14 protein-coding genes are annotated in these 17,852 nt (G+C 64.0%); 5 read left to right on the forward strand and 9 right to left on the reverse strand.

Features of this window, described 5'->3' with window-relative positions; genetic code table 11:
- Positions 1-63 precede the first annotated feature (63 nt).
- From AAFG50_RS05210 to AAFG50_RS05245, 8 genes are all read right to left on the reverse strand, one after another.
- Positions 64-1,293 (reverse strand): ABC transporter substrate-binding protein, encoded by a 1,230-nt coding sequence (locus tag AAFG50_RS05210; RefSeq protein ID WP_011090553.1) that lies wholly within the window; start codon positions 1,291-1,293, stop codon positions 64-66.
- Between the two features lie 240 nt (positions 1,294-1,533).
- Positions 1,534-2,760, reverse strand: a complete 1,227-nt coding sequence (locus AAFG50_RS05215) for an ABC transporter substrate-binding protein (protein ID WP_028173796.1) — start codon at positions 2,758-2,760, stop codon at positions 1,534-1,536.
- A gap of 121 nt (positions 2,761-2,881) precedes the next feature.
- A complete protein-coding gene (locus AAFG50_RS05220; protein ID WP_028173797.1) occupies positions 2,882-4,111 on the reverse strand; it encodes an ABC transporter substrate-binding protein in 1,230 nt (409 codons plus the stop codon).
- 25 nt (positions 4,112-4,136) lie between these two features.
- Complete coding sequence (locus AAFG50_RS05225) at positions 4,137-5,156, reverse strand: branched-chain amino acid ABC transporter permease (protein ID WP_011090550.1); 1,020 nt, start codon at positions 5,154-5,156, stop codon at positions 4,137-4,139.
- A 2-nt stretch (positions 5,157-5,158) separates the two neighbouring features.
- Complete coding sequence (locus tag AAFG50_RS05230) at positions 5,159-6,037, reverse strand: branched-chain amino acid ABC transporter permease (RefSeq protein ID WP_011090549.1); 879 nt, start codon at positions 6,035-6,037, stop codon at positions 5,159-5,161.
- A 12-nt stretch (positions 6,038-6,049) separates the two neighbouring features.
- Positions 6,050-6,763: an ABC transporter ATP-binding protein gene (locus AAFG50_RS05235; RefSeq protein ID WP_011090548.1), complete on the reverse strand. Its 714-nt coding sequence runs from the start codon at positions 6,761-6,763 to the stop codon at positions 6,050-6,052.
- Positions 6,760-7,557 carry an ABC transporter ATP-binding protein gene (locus AAFG50_RS05240; RefSeq protein ID WP_028173798.1) on the reverse strand — a complete coding sequence of 266 codons (798 nt, stop codon included), beginning with the start codon at positions 7,555-7,557 and terminating at the stop codon, positions 6,760-6,762. Before AAFG50_RS05240 ends, AAFG50_RS05235 begins: the two co-directional genes overlap by 4 nt.
- Before the next feature lie 66 nt (positions 7,558-7,623).
- Positions 7,624-8,490: an IclR family transcriptional regulator gene (locus tag AAFG50_RS05245; protein WP_028173799.1), complete on the reverse strand. Its 867-nt coding sequence runs from the start codon at positions 8,488-8,490 to the stop codon at positions 7,624-7,626.
- A 130-nt stretch (positions 8,491-8,620) separates the two neighbouring features.
- Between AAFG50_RS05245 and AAFG50_RS05250 the strand changes: the two genes are divergently transcribed.
- From AAFG50_RS05250 to pimD, 5 genes are all read left to right on the forward strand, one after another.
- Complete coding sequence (locus AAFG50_RS05250; protein WP_028173800.1) at positions 8,621-10,717, forward strand: 3-hydroxyacyl-CoA dehydrogenase NAD-binding domain-containing protein; 2,097 nt, start codon at positions 8,621-8,623, stop codon at positions 10,715-10,717.
- A 145-nt stretch (positions 10,718-10,862) separates the two neighbouring features.
- Entirely contained in the window at positions 10,863-12,545 is a 1,683-nt protein-coding gene (gene pimA, locus AAFG50_RS05255; RefSeq protein ID WP_028173801.1) for a dicarboxylate--CoA ligase PimA, read from the forward strand.
- Entirely contained in the window at positions 12,542-13,729 is a 1,188-nt protein-coding gene (locus tag AAFG50_RS05260; protein ID WP_028173802.1) for an acetyl-CoA C-acyltransferase, read from the forward strand. Before pimA ends, AAFG50_RS05260 begins: the two co-directional genes overlap by 4 nt.
- 142 nt (positions 13,730-13,871) lie before the next feature.
- Entirely contained in the window at positions 13,872-15,062 is a 1,191-nt protein-coding gene (gene pimC / locus AAFG50_RS05265; RefSeq protein WP_028173803.1) for a pimeloyl-CoA dehydrogenase large subunit, read from the forward strand.
- A gap of 131 nt (positions 15,063-15,193) precedes the next feature.
- The gene (gene pimD, locus AAFG50_RS05270; RefSeq protein ID WP_028173804.1) at positions 15,194-16,336 is read left to right on the forward strand and encodes a pimeloyl-CoA dehydrogenase small subunit; all 1,143 of its coding nucleotides are present in this window, start codon (positions 15,194-15,196) and stop codon (positions 16,334-16,336) included.
- A 320-nt stretch (positions 16,337-16,656) separates the two neighbouring features.
- On the opposite strand, the gene AAFG50_RS05275 is transcribed toward pimD, so the two are convergent.
- On the reverse strand, positions 16,657-17,748 hold the full coding sequence (locus AAFG50_RS05275) for an ABC transporter substrate-binding protein (protein ID WP_028173805.1): 1,092 nt from the start codon (positions 17,746-17,748) through the stop codon (positions 16,657-16,659).
- Positions 17,749-17,852: the final 104 nt, after the last annotated feature.

The following is a 17,852-nucleotide window of genomic DNA, read 5'->3' on the forward strand; positions in this document are numbered from 1 at the left end:
CAAAGAGGGCCCCCGCGATGGTCTCGCGGGGGGCCTTTCGCGCAGCTGGATGTTGCTGGACGGCTAGCCGCCGGCGTCGGCGCTGATCACGTCGCCGAACAGCTCCCAGCGTTCGCCCTTGAACTTTTCGAGCTGGAGCTGGCTGATCGGCGCGAAGTCGTTCGGCCCGGTGTTGATCTGGATGCCGGGCAGCAGCGCCTCGGTGCGGAAGTTCTTCAGGTTGGCGGCTTCCTTCATGATGTTCTCGCGCGTGAGATTATCACCGCACTGCTTGAGGACCTGAACCACCGTCTGCGCCACGGCGAAGCCGACGATAGTGCCCTTGTCGAGCTTGTCGCCTTCCGGGAAGTACTTGGTCATGAAGGCGAGAAATTCCTTCATGCCCGCGTCATTGTTCCATGCCGGATCGGACACGTCCTTGAGATAGTCGGCCGAGATGATGTCCTGGCCGTTCTCGAAGCCGGCGGGCTTCATCACGCTGCCGACGGAGGCGGAGACGTTGTTGAGGAAGTGCAGCGGCTTCCAGCCGATCTCGGAATTCTTCTTGATCGCCTGCGCCGCGAATTTCGGCGTCGTGATGTTCATGAACACGTCGGCGCCGGTCGATTTCAGCTTGACGATGTGGTTGTCGATGGTCGGCTCGGAGGTCTCGTAGCTCTCCTCGATCACGATCATCGAGGCAGCCTTGGCTCCCAGGCCGTCCTTCAGGCCCTTGAGGTAGTCCTTGCCGTAATCGTCGTTCTGGTAGAGCACGGCGATCTTGGCGTCCGGCTTGTTCTTCAAGAGCCACTTCGCGTAGATCTGCGTCTCGCTCTGGTAGTTGGGCTGCCAGCCCATGGTCCAGGGGAAGTTCTGCGGATCGTTCCACTTGGTGGCGCCGGTGGCGACGAACAGCTGCGGCACCTTCTTCGAATTCATGTACTTCTGGATCGCCGAGTTGGGCGGCGTGCCGAGCGAGTTGAAGATGAACAGCACCTCGTCGCTCTCGACCAGCTTGCGCGCCTGCTCGACCGTCTTCGGCGGCGAATAGGCGTCGTCATAGCTGATGTAGTTGATCTTGCGGCCGTTGATCCCGCCCTCTTCGTTGATCTTCTTGAAATAGGCGGCTTCGGTCCGCCCGATGATGCCGTAGGCGGAGGCCGGTCCGCTGTAGGGCATGATGTTGCCGATCTTGATCTCGGTGTCGGTCGCGCCGGTATCGTATTTCTTCTGGGCCGATGCAGTGGAGGCCGAGGCCGCAACGAGCGCAAGCGCCAGTGACGCGGCCGCAAGTTTGCCGGTGACAGCGGGCATTCCTATCTCCCTATTTTCTTGGTGTGTGTGCGTCCCGTTTCTTGTCTTGATTGTTTTTGGCGGCGCCGCCGCAATTCAATACGATTTGTCCTGTGCCTTCAACAGAAAGCCCCCGCGACGGCGTCGCAGGGGCTGCTTCTTTAGTAGTCAGGGACGGGCGCGGTTTCGTGTGCGAGTGCGAGACAGCGCGACTGCTCTGAGTTGCTTAACGCGTACCAAGCGATTTTGAGTTGATCTGGCTCAGTGGCCCGTATCGCTCGAGATGATGTCGCCGAACAGCTCCCATTTCTTGCCCTTGAACCGCATCATCTGGAGCTGTTCGATCGGGGCGAAATTGTCCGGCGCGGTGTTGATCCTGATGCCGGGCAGCAGCGTGTCCGGCTCGAAATCCTTCAAGGAAGCGGCCTGCTTCATGACGTTCTCGCGGGTGAGGTCGTCGCCGCACATGTGCAGCACCTTCACCATGGTCTGGGCGGCGGCATAGCCGAACACCACGCCGGCATCGAGCTTGTTCGCCTTGGGATCGAATTGCGCGAGGAAGTTATAGAACTTCTTCATGCCCTCATCGGCGTTCCATTGCGGGTCCGAACCGTCCTTGGTGTAGCTGGCCGAGAGAATGCCTTGCGAGATCTCGATTCCCGCCGGCTCCAGCACGCCGCCGACCGAGGCCGAGACGTTGGAGATGATCTGCATCGGATGCCAGTTGATCTCGGCCGCCTTCTTGATCGCCTGGGCTGCGAATTTCGGTGTGGTGATGCTGATGAAGACGTCGGCACCCGAGGACTTCAGCTTCACGACGTGTTCGTCGACGGCCGGCTCCGAGGTGTCGTAAGCCTCCTCCAGCACGATCATCGACGCCTTGGCCCCCAGGCCGCCCTTCAGCCCCTTCAGATAGTCCTTGCCGAAATCGTCGTTCTGGTAGAGCACTGCGATCTTCGCGTCCGGCTTCTCCTTCATGACGTATTTGGCATAGATGCGCGCCTCGCTCGCGTAGCTCGGCTGCCAGCCCATGGTCCAGGGATATTGCCTGGGATCGTTCCACTTCGAGGCGCCGCTCGCCACGAACAATTGCGGCACCTTTTTCTCGTTCATGTATTTGCGGATCGCGCCGTTGGTCGAGGTGCCGAGCGAGCCGAAGATCAGGAGCACCCCGTCGCTCTCGACCAGCTTGCGCGCCTGCTCCACCGTCTTCGGCGGCGAATAGCCGTCGTCATAGGAGATGAACTTGATCTTGCGGCCGTTGATGCCGCCCTCGGCATTGATCTTGTTGAAATAGGCTTCCTCGGTCTTGCCGATCACGGCATAGGCGGAGGCCGGCCCGCTATAGGGCATGATGTTGCCGATCTTGATCTCGGTATCGGAAGCGCCGCTGTCGTATTTCTTTTGCGCCAGCACCGGGCCAGTCATCGCAGTGCACAACGCGAGTGCGGCCGCGAGGGCCGCAACCTGAAAACGAACCGCAGTCATTGTTCTCCTACCCCGGGCTGGATCAGCGCCGCATTGAACAAGATTGACGCCCGCCGTCAACAAAAAGCCCCCGCGGTCGCCCGCGGGGGCTTCTTTACGGTCGGCTTATTGCGTCAGCGTGTCACTCGGAGGCGACGTCGCCGCTGATGATCTCGCCGAACAGTTCCCACCTCTCGCCCTTGAAGCGCTGCATCTGGAGCTGCGCGATCGGGGCGAAGTCGGTGGCGCTGGTGTTGATCTTGACGCCGGGCAGCAGCGTGTCCGGTACAAAATCCTTCATGCTCGCCGCCTGCTTCATGAGGTTGGCGCGGGTGAGATCGTCACCGCACATTTCCAGCGCCTTGGCCAGGGTCGACGCGGCGCCATAGCCGTAGACCATGCTGGTGTCGGACTTGTCGGCACCCGGCATGTACTTGTCGACGAACTCGTTCCACTTCTTCATGCCGGGGTCGTTGGCCCACTGCGGATCCGTCGAGTCCTTGGCATAGGCCGCCGACAGCACGTCCTGCGCGTTCTCGAAGCCGGCCGGCTTCATCACGCTGCCGACCGAGATCGACACGTTGGTGAGGATCTGGAGCGGCTTCCAGTTGAGCTCGGCGGTCTTTTTGATGGTCTGGGCCGCGAACTTCGGGGTCGCATAGATCAGCAGCACGTCGGGATTGGCGGCCTTGATCTTGACGATGTGACCGTCGATCGACGGCTCGGATACCTCGTAGCTCTCCTCCATGATGATGGTCGACGCCGCCTTGGCGCCGAGCCCGTCCTTGGTGCCCTTGAGGTAGTCTTTGCCGAAATCGTCGTTCTGGTAGAGGATCGCGACCTTGGCGTCGGGCTTTTCCTTCGTCAGCCATTTCGCGTAGATCTGCGCTTCGCTCTGGTAGGAGGGCTGCCAGCCCATGGTCCAGGGGAAGTTCTTCGGGTCGTTCCACTTGGTGGCGCCGGTGGCGACGAACAGCTGCGGGATCTTCTTGGCGTTCAGGTATTTCTGGATCGCGCTGTTCGAGGGCGTGCCGAGCGGGTTGAACACGGCCAGCACCTCGTCGCTCTCGACCAGCTTGCGGACCTGCTCCACGGCCTTCGGCGGCGAATAGCCGTCGTCATAGGTGACGAAGTTGATCTTGCGGCCGTTGATGCCGCCCTTGTCGTTGATCATCTTGAAATAGGCTTCTTCGGTCTTGCCGATGATGCCATAGGCCGACGCCGGACCGCTGTACGGCATGATGTTGCCGATCTTGATCTCGGTATCGGACGCGCCGGTGTCGTATTTCTTCTGAGCAAGTGCTGCGCCGGAGCTGAGGGTCGCGACCGCCGTTACGAGCGCGGTGGTTCGCAATATTCTTCCAAGAAACAATTTGGTCTCCTTCCTTAAGAGGGTTTCAGTTCTTTCTGAGCCTTCCGGCGAGTTGCTGGCCCAGGATTGCGATTTGCCTTGCGCCATGCGGCACGAGGTAGATGACGGCGAACAGGAGCACGCCGAACACGGCGCCGGAGAGGCCCTTCGAGATGCCTTCCGCGATGTTCGGCACGAAGATGATGAAGGCGGCGCCGACGATCGAGCCGGGCAGCCAGCCGACGCCGCCGACGACCATGCCGAGGAACAGCGAGATCGCGAGCGTGATGGTGTAGCTGTCGGGCGCCACGAACTGCACCGCGATGGCGCCGAGCGAGCCGGCGATACCGGTGATGGCCGCGGAGACGCCGAAGGCCAGGGTCTTGTACAGCGCGACGTCCACGCCCATGGCGGAGGCCGCGATCTCGTTGTCGCGGATCGCCATGAAGGCGCGGCCCGAACGGGAGCGCAGCAGGTTCACCGAGAAGATGTAGATCGCGATCACGACGACCAGCGTGAAGTAGTACAGCCACATGTCCTGCGACATCGGCAGGCCGAACGGCGCGTCGGGCTTGGTGACGACGAGGCCCTGCACGCCGCCGGTCCAGTGCTCGAGGAAGTTCAGCTTCAGAAGCTGCGGCATGGCGGTGGCGAGCGCGAAGGTCGCGAGCGCCAGATAGACGCCGGAGAGCCGCAGCGCCGGCTGTCCGAACAGGAAGCCGAAGCCGAAGCAGACCACGCCGGCGACCGGCAGCGTCAGCGCATAGTTGATGTTGAAGTGCTCCATCAGCACCGCCGTCGTATAGGCGCCGACGGCGTAGAAGGCGCTCTGGCCGAGCGAGAACTGGCCCGAGCCGCCGGTCAGGATGTTCAGCGCGAGCACCGCGAGCCCGTAGATCAGGAGCATCGTCATCTGGAAGATGATGAAGTTCTTGACGAAGACGGGTGCGATCAGCAGCGCAGCCAGCACCACCAGCGAGGTGCCGGTGCCCAGCGTCATGGCGCGCTTCGGAACGGCCTCGACCGCCTGATGGCCTTCGGCGACGACTTCTTCTGCTGCGCTCATGATCAAACTCGCTTGACGATGTGCCGGCCGAACAGACCAGCGGGTTTGACGACCAGGACGGAGATGATCAGCGCGAGCGCGATCGGGAGTTTCAGCTCGTTGCCGACGCCGGGGATGTAGGTGCCGGCGAGGTTCTCGAAGATGCCGACCAGGAAGCCGCCGACCACGGCGCCGAACGGGCTGGTCAGTCCGCCCAGCACCGCGGCGGCAAAGCCGTAGATCAGCACGCCGCCCATCATGTTGGGCTCGAGGAACACCACGGGCGCGATCAGCATGCCGGCGATCGAGCCGATCGCGGACGCCATGCCCCAGCCGAGCGCGATCATCCAGCTCGTGTTGATGCCGACGAGGCGCGCCGATTCAGGCACCGAGGCGGCCGCGCGCATGGCAAGGCCGATCCGCGTGTACTGGAAGAAGAAATACAGGCCGAGCAGCAGCAGCACGGTGACGCCGATCATGCCGGCCTGGTGGGTCGAGATCAGCTGGCTGCCGAGGAACGGCGAAGAGCCGAACGGGGTCGGATATTGCTTGATGGTGAAGTCCCAGATCAGGCCGGCCGAGGAGTTGATGATCGCGAACAGCGCGATGAAGCCGGCGACGTTGGTCAGCACGGGCGCCTTCGCCAGCGGCTTGAACAGGATGCGCTCGATCGCGATGCCGCCGACGAAGGAGAGCGCCAGCGTGATGACGAAAGCGGCCCAGTAGGGGATGCCCCACTGCATCAGCTGCCAGGAGATGAAGGTCGAGAACATCGCCATCTCGCCCTGCGCGAAGTTGAGATGGTCGATGGCCTGGTAGATCATGACCACGGCGAGCGCCATGCAGGCATAGATCGCGCCCGTGGCGATGCCGGCCAGCACTTGATTGGTGAAAAGCTCCATCGTGCCGGCTCCTCAGTAACCCAGATAGGATTTGCGGATTTCTTCGTTGTTCGCGATGTCCTTGGCGTTGCCCGACATCACGATGCGGCCGGTCTCGATCACGTAGGCCTGGTCGGCGAGCTCGAGCGCGAGCTGGGCGTTCTGCTCGACCACCAGGATCGACACCTTGTCCTCGCGGTTGATCTTGCCGAGGATGCCGAACAGGTCGCGCACGACGAGAGGGGCGAGGCCGAAGGACGGCTCGTCCAGCAGCATCAGGCGCGGCCGCAGCATCAGGGCGCGGGCGACCGCGAGCATCTGCTGCTCGCCGCCCGAGAGGGTGCCGGCCTGCTGGGTGTGGCGCTGCTTGAGCACCGGGAAATGCGCATACATGCGCTCGATGTCGGAGACGATGCCGGCGCCGTCCTTGCGGGTGATCGCTCCCAGCTGGAGGTTCTCCTCCACCGTCATGTTGGTGAAGGTGCCGCGGCCCTGCGGCACATGGGCGATGCCGAACCGCACGATGCTCTCGGTGGAGCGGTTGTTGAGCGGCTTGCCGTCGAACTCGATTCCGCCGGTCGAGCGCACCATGTTGCAGATCGCGCGCAACGTGGTGGTCTTGCCGGCGCCGTTGGCGCCCAGCAGCGTTGTCAGCGAGCCCTCGTTGAGCGAGAAGGACAGGCCATGGAGCGCCTGGACCTGGCCGTAATAGGCGCGCAGGTCCTTGACGTTGAGCAGTGTCGTCATTGGTCCTTGCTCCCGAGATAGGCCTTGATGACGTCGGGGTCCGCCTGCACCTGGGCGGGGGTGCCTTCCGCGAGCTTCTTGCCGAAATTGAGCGCGACGACGTGGTCGGCGATCGACATCACGAGGCCCATGTGGTGCTCCACCAGCAGCACGGTCATGTGGCGGTCGTCGCGGATGCGGCGGATGAGGTCGCCAAGCACGTAGACTTCCTCGTGATTGAGGCCGCCGGCCGGCTCGTCGAGCAGCAGGATCTTCGGATCGGCCGCCAGTGCGCGCGCCAGCTCGACGCGCTTCTGCGTGCCGAAGGGCAGGCCGGACACGACGGTGTGCGCGACCTCCTCGAGGTCGAGATAGGCGAGTATCTCGTGAACCTTCTTGTTGACGTCGTTCTCGCTGCGCCGGACCCAGGCCAGTCTCAGGGAGTCGCTGATGATGTCGCTGGAGGTCTTCGAATGGGCGCCGACGCGGACGTTGTCCATCACCGAGAGGTTCGGAAACAGCGCCACGTTCTGGAAGGTGCGGCCGATGCCGATCTCGGCGATCCGGTGCGGCGGCCGCGACAGGATGCTCGCGCCCTCCATCAGGATGTCGCCGGACGACGGCTGGTAGAGCCGCGAGAGGCAGTTGAAAAGCGTCGTCTTGCCGGCGCCGTTGGGGCCGATCAATCCGAGGATCTGGCCCTTGTGCATGTCGAAGGACACACCGTTGAGCGCGATGATGCCGCCGAACACGACGCTGACGTCGCGAACCGCGAGCAGGGGCGATGTCCCCTGCGCGAGCTGTGCCTGCGTCATCTCGTCTCGCCCACAAATTTCAGTGGGCGACGGGGCGATGCGAACCGCTCCCGATCATGACAAAGGCTATCTGAACCCCTCGGCCACACGCGCAACTTTTCCTCCTGATTTCAGCTTTTTGCTGACTTCTTTTTTGGAATGCGGCATCAGACCCCCGAGTGCCGCTTCGATGTTCCTTACCATCGCAAGCAGGCGCGGTCCAATGTCGTTGATCAAACGCTCTTCCGTGAAGCGGAATGCGGGCGCGCCGCAATTGAATGCGTAAGGTCCGGTTCCATCGTTGAGCTTGAGCGCGACGCCGGCGGCGCCGATGTCGTCGTGCCAGTCGCCGACGGAAATCGCAAAGCCGTATTTCGCGACGGTCTCGCCGGAACGTTCGAGGCCATCGCGCATCTTCGGCCAGCGGCTGCCGTAATGCTCGCGCAGGACGCGCGACAGCTCGGCGCGATCTTCGTCAGCCAGCGCCCAGAAATAGGCGCGGCCCATGGCGCTGGTTGCAATCGGCACGCGGGAGCCGACGTCAAGTTGAACGCCGACCGTCTCGCTGCCGCGGCTCTGCCCGAAATAGATCATGCTGTGACGGTCGCGGCCCCCGATCGCGACCGCGCCGCCGGTCGCGCGCATCACTTCCTCGCGAAACGGTTCGGACAAATGCCGAACGCCGAGATTGGATAACGCCGCGTAGCCGAGCGCCATCGCGGCCGGCGCGAGCTGGTACTTCTCGAAACGGGGAACCGGCGTCAGATAACCGAGCTTCGTCAACGTGTAGGTCAGGCGCGAAACGGTCGGCTTGGGCAGATTGGTGCGGGCCGCGATCTCCTGGTTGCCGAGAAGGCCGTCGCTGGGTTGGAATGCGCGCAATACATCAAGTCCGCGGGAAAGCGCGACGACGAAATTCCGATCGGTCGCAGTCTTCTTTCCTGTACGCTTCATCCCTGATCTGCTTCTTGCGCGGAGTCGTTGACAACGTCCGTGCTTCAAAATAACCCTGCCGTCAAGATGCGGAATTAAATTCCGCACCGCGAAATCGAACAAAAGTAAATCCCCACCAAGGAGGGAAACCGTGAGCGAAGTGGTCAAGCTTGAGCGTCATGACGAAGTCGGGATCGTCACGGTCAACAGCCCTCCGGTCAATGCGCTGAGTGCCGCAGTCCGCGGTGGCATTTTGGAGTGCATCAAGGCCGCGGTCGCCGATCCGGCGATCAAGGGCATCGTGCTGACCTGCGCCGGCCGCACCTTCATCGCCGGTGCCGATATCACCGAATTCGGCAAGCCGCCGAAGTCGCCCGCCCTCAACGACGTGCTGTCCGAGATCGAGAACTCGCCGAAGCCGGTCGTTGCCGCAATTCACGGCACCGCGCTCGGCGGCGGCCTCGAGGTCGCGCTGGCCTGTCATTTCCGCGTTGCGGTGAAGGAGGCCAAGCTCGGCCTGCCCGAGGTGAAGCTCGGCCTGCTGCCGGGCGCCGGCGGCACCCAGCGCCTGCCGCGCGCGGTCGGCCCCGAACTCGCCGTCAAGATGATCGTCGGCGGCGATCCGATCGGTGCGGCGGAAGCGCTCAAGAACGGCCTGATCGAGGAGATCGTCGAGGGTCCAGCCTCCGGCGGCGAAGCCTTCGTCCGCAAATTGCTGGCCGAGAAGCGTCCGCTGCGCCGCCTGCGCGACGACGATTCCAAGCTCGCGGCCGCCAAGGTCGACCGCTCGATCTTCACCAATGCGGTGGCCGCCATGACCAAGAAGTCGCGCGGGCTGGAGGCGCCGTTCGCGGCCGCCGACGCGGTCGGCTACGCCATCGATTTTCCGTTCGACGAGGGCCTGAAGAAGGAGCGCGAGGGCTTCCTCAAGCTGGTCGCCAGCGACCAGTCCAAGGCGCAGCGCTACGCCTTCTTCGCCGAGCGTGAGGCCGCCAAGATCGCCGGCGTGCCTGAGGGTACCAAGTCGCGCCCCGTCAACCGTGTTGCCATTCTCGGCGCCGGCACCATGGGCGGCGGCATCGCGATGTCGTTTGCCAATGCCGGGGTTCCCGTCACCCTGATCGAGACCGGCGAGGAGCAGCTCAAGCGCGGCCTCGGCATCATGCAGAAGAACTGGGAGGCGACCGCCGCGCGCGGCGGCATCCCGGCGGACGCGCCCGCCAAGCGCATGGCGCTGATCACCGGCGTCGTCGGCATCGAGAATGTCGGCGATGCCGACCTCGTCATCGAGGCCGTGTTCGAGACCATGGCGGTCAAGAAGGAAGTGTTCGGCAAGCTCGACCAGTTTGCGAAGCCCGGCGCCGTGCTCGCCTCCAACACCTCGTATCTCAACATCGACGAGATCGCGAAGTCGACCAAGCGTCCGCAGGACGTGCTCGGCATGCACTTCTTCTCGCCGGCCAACGTCATGAAGCTGTGCGAGATCGTCCGCGCCGACAAGACCGCGCCGGATGCGCTGGTGACCGCCGTCACCATCGCGCGCAAGATCGCGAAGGTGCCGGCCGTGGTCGGCGTCTGCGACGGCTTCGTCGGCAACCGCATGCTGGCACAGCGCGGCAAGCAGTCCGAGAAGCTGCTGTTCGAAGGCGCCTTGCCGCAGCAGGTCGACGCGGTCGTCACCAAGTTCGGCATGCCGATGGGGCCGTTCGCGATGGGCGATCTCGCCGGCCTCGACATCGGCTGGCGCTCGCGGAAAGACCGCGGCATCAAGTCCGAGATCGCGGACGCGCTCTGCGAAGCCGGACGCTTCGGCCAGAAGACCGGCAAGGGCTACTACAAGTACGAAGCCGGCTCCCGCTCGGCGCTGCCCGACCCTGAGGTCGAGAAGCTGATCGACGAGACGCTTGCCCGCCTCGGCCGCAAGAAGCGCGCCGTCAGCGACGAGGAGATCCTCGAGCGCATGATGTATCCGATGATCAACGAGGGCGCAAAGATCCTCGAGGAAGGCATCGCGGCGCGCCCCTCCGACATCGACGTGGTCTGGCTCTATGGCTATGGCTGGCCGATCTATCGCGGCGGCCCGATGTTCTGGGCCGACACCGTCGGCCTCAAGCACATCGCCGATCGCCTGTCGTTCTACGCCAAGGAGACCAACGACCCCAGCCTCGAGCCCGCGCCGCTGCTGAAGAAGCTCGCGGCGGAGGGCAAGACCTTCGCCTCGCTGGCGGCGGCGTCGAAGGCGGCGTGATGGCCGCTGGCTATCCTCTCGTCATTCCGGGATGGCCCGAAGGGCCAGACCCGGAATCCATTTCGCCTTCGAGTATGCTGCTCGATGGATTCCGGGTTCGCGACTTTGTCGCGCCCCGGAATGACCACTGAGTGTGATGTAGTAAATGACCCATCCCGGCGAACAGTTTTATCCCGAGGGCGTGCGTTGGGACGACACCATCGTCCAGGGCACGCTCCCCGACCTGCTGTCGAAAGCCGCCGCCGATTACGGCCCGCGCACCGCGCTGGAATTTCGCGAACGTCCGATCACCTACACCGAGCTCGCCGCGATGGCCGAGCGTGCCGCGGCGGCGTTCCTCCGCGCCGGCTGCGGCAAGAACGCCTCCGTCGCGCTGTTCCTCGGCAACACGCCCGATCACCCCGTCAATTTCTTCGGCGCGCTGAAGGCCGGCGCCCGCGTTGCCCATCTGTCGCCGCTCGACGGCGAGATCGCGCTGACCCACAAGGTGTCCGACTCCGGCTCGCGCCTGCTCGTCACCTCCAACCTCGCCGCGCTGCTGCCGACGGCGCTGAAATTTTTGGAGAAGGGCCTGATCGATCGCCTCGTCGTCTGCGAGGACGATAATTGGGGCAAGGTCGGCACGCCCCAGGCCGCGATCCCCCCTGATCCCCGCATCGTCACCTTCAAGACCTTCGTCGAAGACGCCGCCGCGCCGGCAGAGTGGCCAAAAGTCACGGCCGGCGACGTTGCCCTGCTGCAATATACCGGCGGCACCACCGGCCTGCCCAAGGGCGCGATGCTCACGCACGGTAATCTGACGTCGGCGGTGTCGATCTACGACGTCTGGGGCAAGTCATCGCGCGCGAGCCGCGGTGACGTCGTCGAGCGCGTGATCTGCGTGCTGCCGCTGTTCCACATCTACGCGCTCACCGTCGTGCTGTTGTCCTCGCTCCGCCGCGGCAATCTGATCTCGATCCACCAGCGCTTCGACGTCGAAGCTGTCATGCGCGACATCGAGGTCAAGCGCGCCACCTATTTCCCGGGCGTGCCGACGATGTGGATCGCGATCGCAGCGCTGCCCGATCTGGACAAGCGCGATTTCTCCTCGCTTGCGACGATCGGCTCCGGCGGCGCGCCGCTGCCGGTGGAGATCGCGAACTTTTTCGAGCGCAAGGTCGGCAAGAAGCTGCGCAGCGGCTGGGGCATGACCGAGACCTGCTCGCCCGGCACCGGCCATCCGCCCACGGGCCCCGACAAGCCCGGCTCGATCGGGCTGATGCTGCCCGGCATCGAGCTCGACGTCGTGTCGCTGGACGATCCGACAAAAGTGCTGCCGCCGGGCGAGGTCGGCGAGATCCGCATCAAGGGCCCGAACGTCACCAGGGGCTATTGGAACAAGCCCGAGGGATCCGCGGAGGCTTTCATCGACGGCCGCTTCCTCACCGGCGACATCGGCTATGTCGATACCGACGGCTATTTCTTCCTGGTCGACCGCAAGAAGGACATGATCATCTCCGGCGGCTTCAACGTCTATCCGCAGATGATCGAGCAGGCGATCTACACCCTTCCCGGCGTGCACGAGGTGATCGTGCTCGGCATCCCCGACCAGTATCGCGGCGAGGCCGCCAAGGCCTTCATCAAGCTCAAATCCGGCGCAAAACCGTTCTCGCTCGACGAGCTGCGCGCGCAGCTTGCCGGCAAGGTCGGCAAGCACGAAATGCCTGTAGAGGTCGAGTTCGTCGACGATCTGCCGCGCACGCCGGTCGGAAAACTGTCGCGTCACGAATTGCGCCAGCAGCAGAAACCGTCACAATCCACCCAACTTGCATCAGGAGGTCGTTCTTGACCGACGCCGTCATCGTTTCCACCGCCCGCACGCCGATCGGCAAGGCCTATCGCGGCATGCTCAACGCCACCGAGGGCGCCACGCTGCTCGGCCACGCCATCGGCGAAGCCGTTGCCCGCGCCAAGGTCGATCCGAAGGAGGTCGAGGACGTGGTGATGGGCGCCGCCCTCCAGCAGGGCGCGACCGGTGGCAACATCGCACGCAAGGCGCTGCTCCGCGCCGGCCTGCCCGTCACGGTCGCCGGCACCACCATCGACCGGCAGTGCGCCTCGGGCCTCCAGGCCATCGCGCTCGCCGCGCGCTCGGTGATCTTCGACGGCGTCGAGATCGCGGTCGGCGGCGGCGGCGAGTCGATCAGCCTCGTGCAGAACGACAAGATGAACGGCTTCCACGCCCAGGACCCGGCGCTGCTCAAGATCAAGGGCGAGGTCTACATGCCCATGATCGACACGGCCGAAATCGTCGCCAAGCGCTACGGCATCTCGCGCGAGAAGCAGGACGAATATTCGCTGGAGAGCCAGCGCCGCACCGCGGCCGCGCAGCAGGGCGGCAAGTTCAAGGACGAGCTCGCGCCGATCACCACGCAGATGGCGGTCACCGACAAGGCGACCGGCGCGGTCTCGTTCAAGGAGGTGACCTTGTCGCAGGACGAAGGCCCGCGCCCCGAGACCACGGCTGAAGGTCTCGCCGGCCTCAAGCCCGTGCGCGGCGAAGGCTTTTCCGTCACCGCCGGCAACGCCAGCCAGCTCTCGGATGGCGCCAGCGCCACCGTCATCATGAGCGACAAGGAGGCCGCTAAGCGCGGCCTCAAGCCGCTCGGCATCTTCCGCGGCTTCGTCTCCGCCGGCTGCGAGCCGGACGAGATGGGCATCGGCCCGGTCTTCGCCGTGCCGCGCCTGCTCAAGCGCCACGGCCTCACCGTCGACGACATCGGCCTCTGGGAGCTCAACGAAGCCTTCGCGGTGCAGGTGCTGTATTGCCGCGACAAGCTCGGCATCGACCCCGAGAAGATCAACGTCAATGGCGGTGCGATCGCGGTCGGCCATCCCTACGGCATGTCCGGCGCGCGCCTGACCGGCCACGCCCTGATCGAAGGCCGCCGCCGCAAGGCCAAGTACGCGGTCGTCACCATGTGCGTCGGCGGCGGCATGGGCGCGGCCGGGTTGTTCGAGGTGTTGCAGTAATTTTCTGTCGTCCTGGCGAAAGCCAGGACCCATACTCCGCAGCAGGAGTTTGGCGGACAGACAGCAGTTGCCTTCGCAAAACGAAGGTCGGTGGTAATGGGTCCTGGCTTTCGCCAGGACGACGGGGAAACAGGAGGATCCGATGGATCTCGCATTCACGAAAGAAGAGCAGGCGTTTCGCGAGGAAGTGCGGTCATTCTTCCGCGACAATGTGCCGCCGGATACGCGGCGCAAGCTGGTCGAGGGCCGCCACCTCTCGAAGGACGAGATGGTGACGTGGTGGCGCATCCTCAACAAGAAGGGCTGGGGCGTCAGCCACTGGCCGAAGCAATATGGCGGCACGGGGTGGACGTCCGTGCAGCACTACATCTTCAACGAGGAGCTGCAGTCCTATCCGGCGCCGCAGCCGCTCGCCTTCGGCGTCAGCATGGTCGGCCCCGTCATCTACACCTTCGGCAACGAGGAGCAGAAGAAGAAGTACCTGCCGCGCATCGCCAGCGTTGACGATTGGTGGTGCCAGGGCTTCTCCGAGCCCGGCTCCGGCTCTGATCTCGCCTCGCTGAAGACGAAGGCCGAGCGCAAGGGCGACAAGTGGATCATCAACGGCCAGAAGACCTGGACGACGCTGGCCCAGCACGCCGACATGATCTTCTGTCTCTGCCGCACCGACGCGACCGCCAAGAAGCAGATGGGCATCTCCTTCATCGTGTTCTCGATGAAGTCGAAGGGCGTCACCGTGCGCCCGATCCAGACCATCGACGGCGGCGTCGAGGTCAACGAGGTGTTCTTCGACGACGTCGAGGTGCCCTACGAGAACCTGATCGGCGAGGAGAACAAGGGCTGGGATTACGCAAAATTCCTGCTCGGCAATGAGCGCACCGGCATCGCGCGCGTCGGCGTCTCCAAGGAGCGGCTGCGCCGCATCCGCGATCTCGCTTCCAAGGTCGAATCCGGCGGCAAGCCGATCATCCAGGACGCCGCCTTCCGCGAGAAGCTGGCGGCCTGCGAGATCGAGCTGAAGGCGCTCGAGCTGACGCAGCTCCGCGTCGTCGCCGACGAGGGCAAGCACGGCAAGGGCAAGCCCAATCCGGCCTCCTCGGTGCTGAAGATCAAGGGCTCCGAGATCCAGCAGACCACCACCGAGCTGCTCATGGAAGTGATCGGCCCGTTCGCCGCGCCCTACGACGTGCACGGCGACGACGGCTCCAACGAAGCCATGGAGTGGACCGCCCAGATCGCGCCGAGCTACTTCAACAACCGCAAGGTCTCGATCTACGGCGGCTCCAACGAGATCCAGCGCAACATCATCGCCAAGGCGGTGCTGGGGCTCTAAACGTCATTCCGGGGCGCGCGCCAGCGCGAACCCGGAATCTCGCGCCACAATCTCTGGATTCCGGGTCCCCGCGCTATCGCGCGTGTCCCGGAATGACGAAGCAAAAATTCCGGGTACGAGGAACCAAAGAAATGGATTTTGATCTGTCCGAGGAGCAGCGGCTTCTCAAGGAAAGCATCGACGGCCTGCTGACCGATTCCTACGATTTCGAGAGCCGCAAGAAGTACATGAAGGAGAAGGGCGGCTGGAGCCAGGCCGTCTGGGGCAAGCTCGCGGAGCAGGGCCTGCTCGGCCTGCCGTTCGCGGAGGCCGATGGCGGCTTCGGCGGCGGCGGCGTCGAGACCATGATCGTGATGGAAGCGCTCGGCAAGGCGCTGGTGCTCGAGCCCTATCTCGCAACCGTCGTGATCGGCGGCGGCTTCCTGCGTCACGCCGGCTCGGATGCGCAGAAGGCTGCGCATGTGCCCGTGATCATCGACGGCAGCAAGACGCTTGCGTTTGCCCAGCTCGAGAAGAACTCGCGCTACGATCTGTTCGACGTCTCGACGACCGCGAAGAAGAAGGCCGACGGCTGGATCATCGACGGCGAAAAGTTCGTCGTGCTCAACGGCGAGAACGCCGCCACGCTTCTCGTGACCGCCCGCACCAAGGGTGACCGCCGCGACAAGACCGGGATCGGCGTGTTCCTGGTCCCGGCGAATGCCAAGGGCGTGACGAAGAAATCGTACCCGACCCAGGACGGCCTGCACGCCGCCGACATCACCTTCACCGGTGTCGAGGTGGGCGCGGATGCCGCGATCGGCAATCCCGAGGATTCGCTCTCGCTGATCGAACGCGTCGTTGACGAAGCTCGCGTCGCGCTTTGCGCCGAGGCGGTCGGCCTGATGGACGAGTCGCTCAAGACCACGGTCGAGTACATCAAGACGCGCAAGCAGTTCGGCGTCGCGATCGGCTCGTTCCAGTCGCTCCAGCACCGCGCGTCCGACATGTTCGTCGCCGCCGAGCAGGCACGCTCGATGTCGATGTTCGCAACCATGGCGAACGACTTCGAGAACGCCAAAGAGCGCTCCAACGCGATCGCCGCGGCCAAGGTGCAGATCGGCAAGTCGCTGAAATTCGTCGGCCAGCAGTCGATCCAGCTCCACGGCGGCATCGGCATGACCATGGAGGCGAAGATCGGCCACTACTTCAAGCGCCTGACGATGATCGAGAACACCTTCGGCGACACCGACTATCACCAGCGCCGCGTCGCGGATGCGGGCGGGTTGGTCTAGCGCGCGACGAGATAGGCTTGATTGCTGCAACGACGGAGGTGCACTCCCTCTCCCGCTTGCGGGAGAGGGGCGGGGAGAGGGTGTTTCCGCAATGGGACAATCCCCAAGAGGAGAAAGCCCTCACCCGGCGCTTCGCGCCGACCTCTCCCGCAAGCGGGAGAGGTAAGCGAGCCGCAGCGATCGATTTAACCTAAAGCCATTCCGCTCTAGCCGCACGACGGCTATCATCCCTCCCCGCGCAAGCGGAAAGACCAAAGCGAAAGCCCCGGAGACATCTCCGGGGCTTTCGTCGTTCCTGACGTCGTTCGCCGTTCGGCGCCTCACGTCCGCGTGCGCATCCGCATCATGAAGCTGTCGTAGCTGAGCTCGGCGACCTGCATCCAGGCGAGCGATTCGTTCCGGAATGCGGACAGGCTCGTGTACATCTTGGCGAAGTGCGGGTTGGTCTTGGAGAGATCCGCGTAGATCTCGTTCGCGGCGCTGTAGCAGGCCTCCAGCACCTCCTGCGGGAACGGCTTCAGGATCGCGCCGGCCACCAGCAGGCGCTTCAGCGCGGGCGGGTTGACGTAGTCGTATTTCCCGGTGACCCACGTGAAGGTATCGCGTGAGGCGATCTCGATCGCGGCCTGGTAGTGCTTGGGCAGCGCGTTCCACTTGTCGAGATTCATGATGTTGTGGCCCTGGCCGGTGCCTTCCCACCAGCCCGGATAGTAGTAGAATTTCGCGACCTTGACGAAGCCGAGCTTCTCGTCGTCATAGGGCCCGACCCATTCGGCCGCGTCGATCGTTCCCTTCTCCAGCGCCGGATAGATGTCGCCGCCCGCGATCTGTTGCGGCACGCCGCCGACCTTGGCGATGATCGTGCCGGCGAAGCCGCCGACGCGGAATTTCAATCCCTTGAAATCCTCCATCGACTTGATCTCCTTCCGGAACCATCCGCCCATCTGGGCGCCGGTCGAGCCGGTTGGAATGCCGACCGTATTGTATTCCTTCAGGAGGCCGTTGAGCAACTCGGTGCCGCCGCCGAACAGCAGCCAGGAAATATGCGCGCGCGTGTTCAGCCCGAACGGCAGCGACGTGCCGAAGGTGAAGGCGGGATTCTTGCCCCAATAGTAATACAACGCCGTGTTGCCCATCTCGACGGTGCCGTTCGACACGGCGTCGAGCACCTGCAGGCCCGGGACGATCTCGCCGGCTGCGAACGGTTGGATCTGGAATTTGTTGTCGGTGACTTCGGCGACGCGCTTGCAGAAATATTCACAGCCGCCATAGAGCGTGTCGAGCGCCTTGGGCCAGCTCGCGGCGAGCCGCCATTTCACCTCCGGCGCCGACTGAGCGATCGCCGGTGCGGCAACGGCCGTGCTTGCCGCTAGCCCAGCGCCTGTCACTTTCAAGAAATCACGACGTTTCATGCGTAGCCCTCCATTGCGCCGATTCCTCGACAAGGGGAACGATCTTCTGTCGTCCTTGCTTCGCCGATAACCGACGGGGTGTTGTGACGATGTGGGTGTTTCCG

Source organism: Bradyrhizobium sp. B039, from assembly GCF_038965675.1.
Classification (GTDB): domain Bacteria; phylum Pseudomonadota; class Alphaproteobacteria; order Rhizobiales; family Xanthobacteraceae; genus Bradyrhizobium; species Bradyrhizobium diazoefficiens.

Bases quoted from the DNA above. Each gene is read 5' to 3' on its own strand.
- AAFG50_RS05275 (WP_028173805.1), bottom strand. From the start codon at position 17,748: ATGAAACGTCGTGATTTCTTGAAAGTGACAGGCGCTGGGCTAGCGGCA.
- pimC (WP_028173803.1), top strand. From the start codon at position 13,872: ATGGATCTCGCATTCACGAAAGAAGAGCAGGCGTTTCGCGAGGAAGTG.
- AAFG50_RS05215 (WP_028173796.1), bottom strand. From the start codon at position 2,760: ATGACTGCGGTTCGTTTTCAGGTTGCGGCCCTCGCGGCCGCACTCGCG.
- AAFG50_RS05245 (WP_028173799.1), bottom strand. From the start codon at position 8,490: ATGAAGCGTACAGGAAAGAAGACTGCGACCGATCGGAATTTCGTCGTC.
- AAFG50_RS05240 (WP_028173798.1), bottom strand. From the start codon at position 7,557: ATGACGCAGGCACAGCTCGCGCAGGGGACATCGCCCCTGCTCGCGGTT.
- pimD (WP_028173804.1), top strand. From the start codon at position 15,194: ATGGATTTTGATCTGTCCGAGGAGCAGCGGCTTCTCAAGGAAAGCATC.
- AAFG50_RS05235 (WP_011090548.1), bottom strand. From the start codon at position 6,763: ATGACGACACTGCTCAACGTCAAGGACCTGCGCGCCTATTACGGCCAG.
- AAFG50_RS05210 (WP_011090553.1), bottom strand. From the start codon at position 1,293: ATGCCCGCTGTCACCGGCAAACTTGCGGCCGCGTCACTGGCGCTTGCG.
- AAFG50_RS05230 (WP_011090549.1), bottom strand. From the start codon at position 6,037: ATGGAGCTTTTCACCAATCAAGTGCTGGCCGGCATCGCCACGGGCGCG.
- pimA (WP_028173801.1), top strand. From the start codon at position 10,863: ATGACCCATCCCGGCGAACAGTTTTATCCCGAGGGCGTGCGTTGGGAC.
- AAFG50_RS05225 (WP_011090550.1), bottom strand. From the start codon at position 5,156: ATGAGCGCAGCAGAAGAAGTCGTCGCCGAAGGCCATCAGGCGGTCGAG.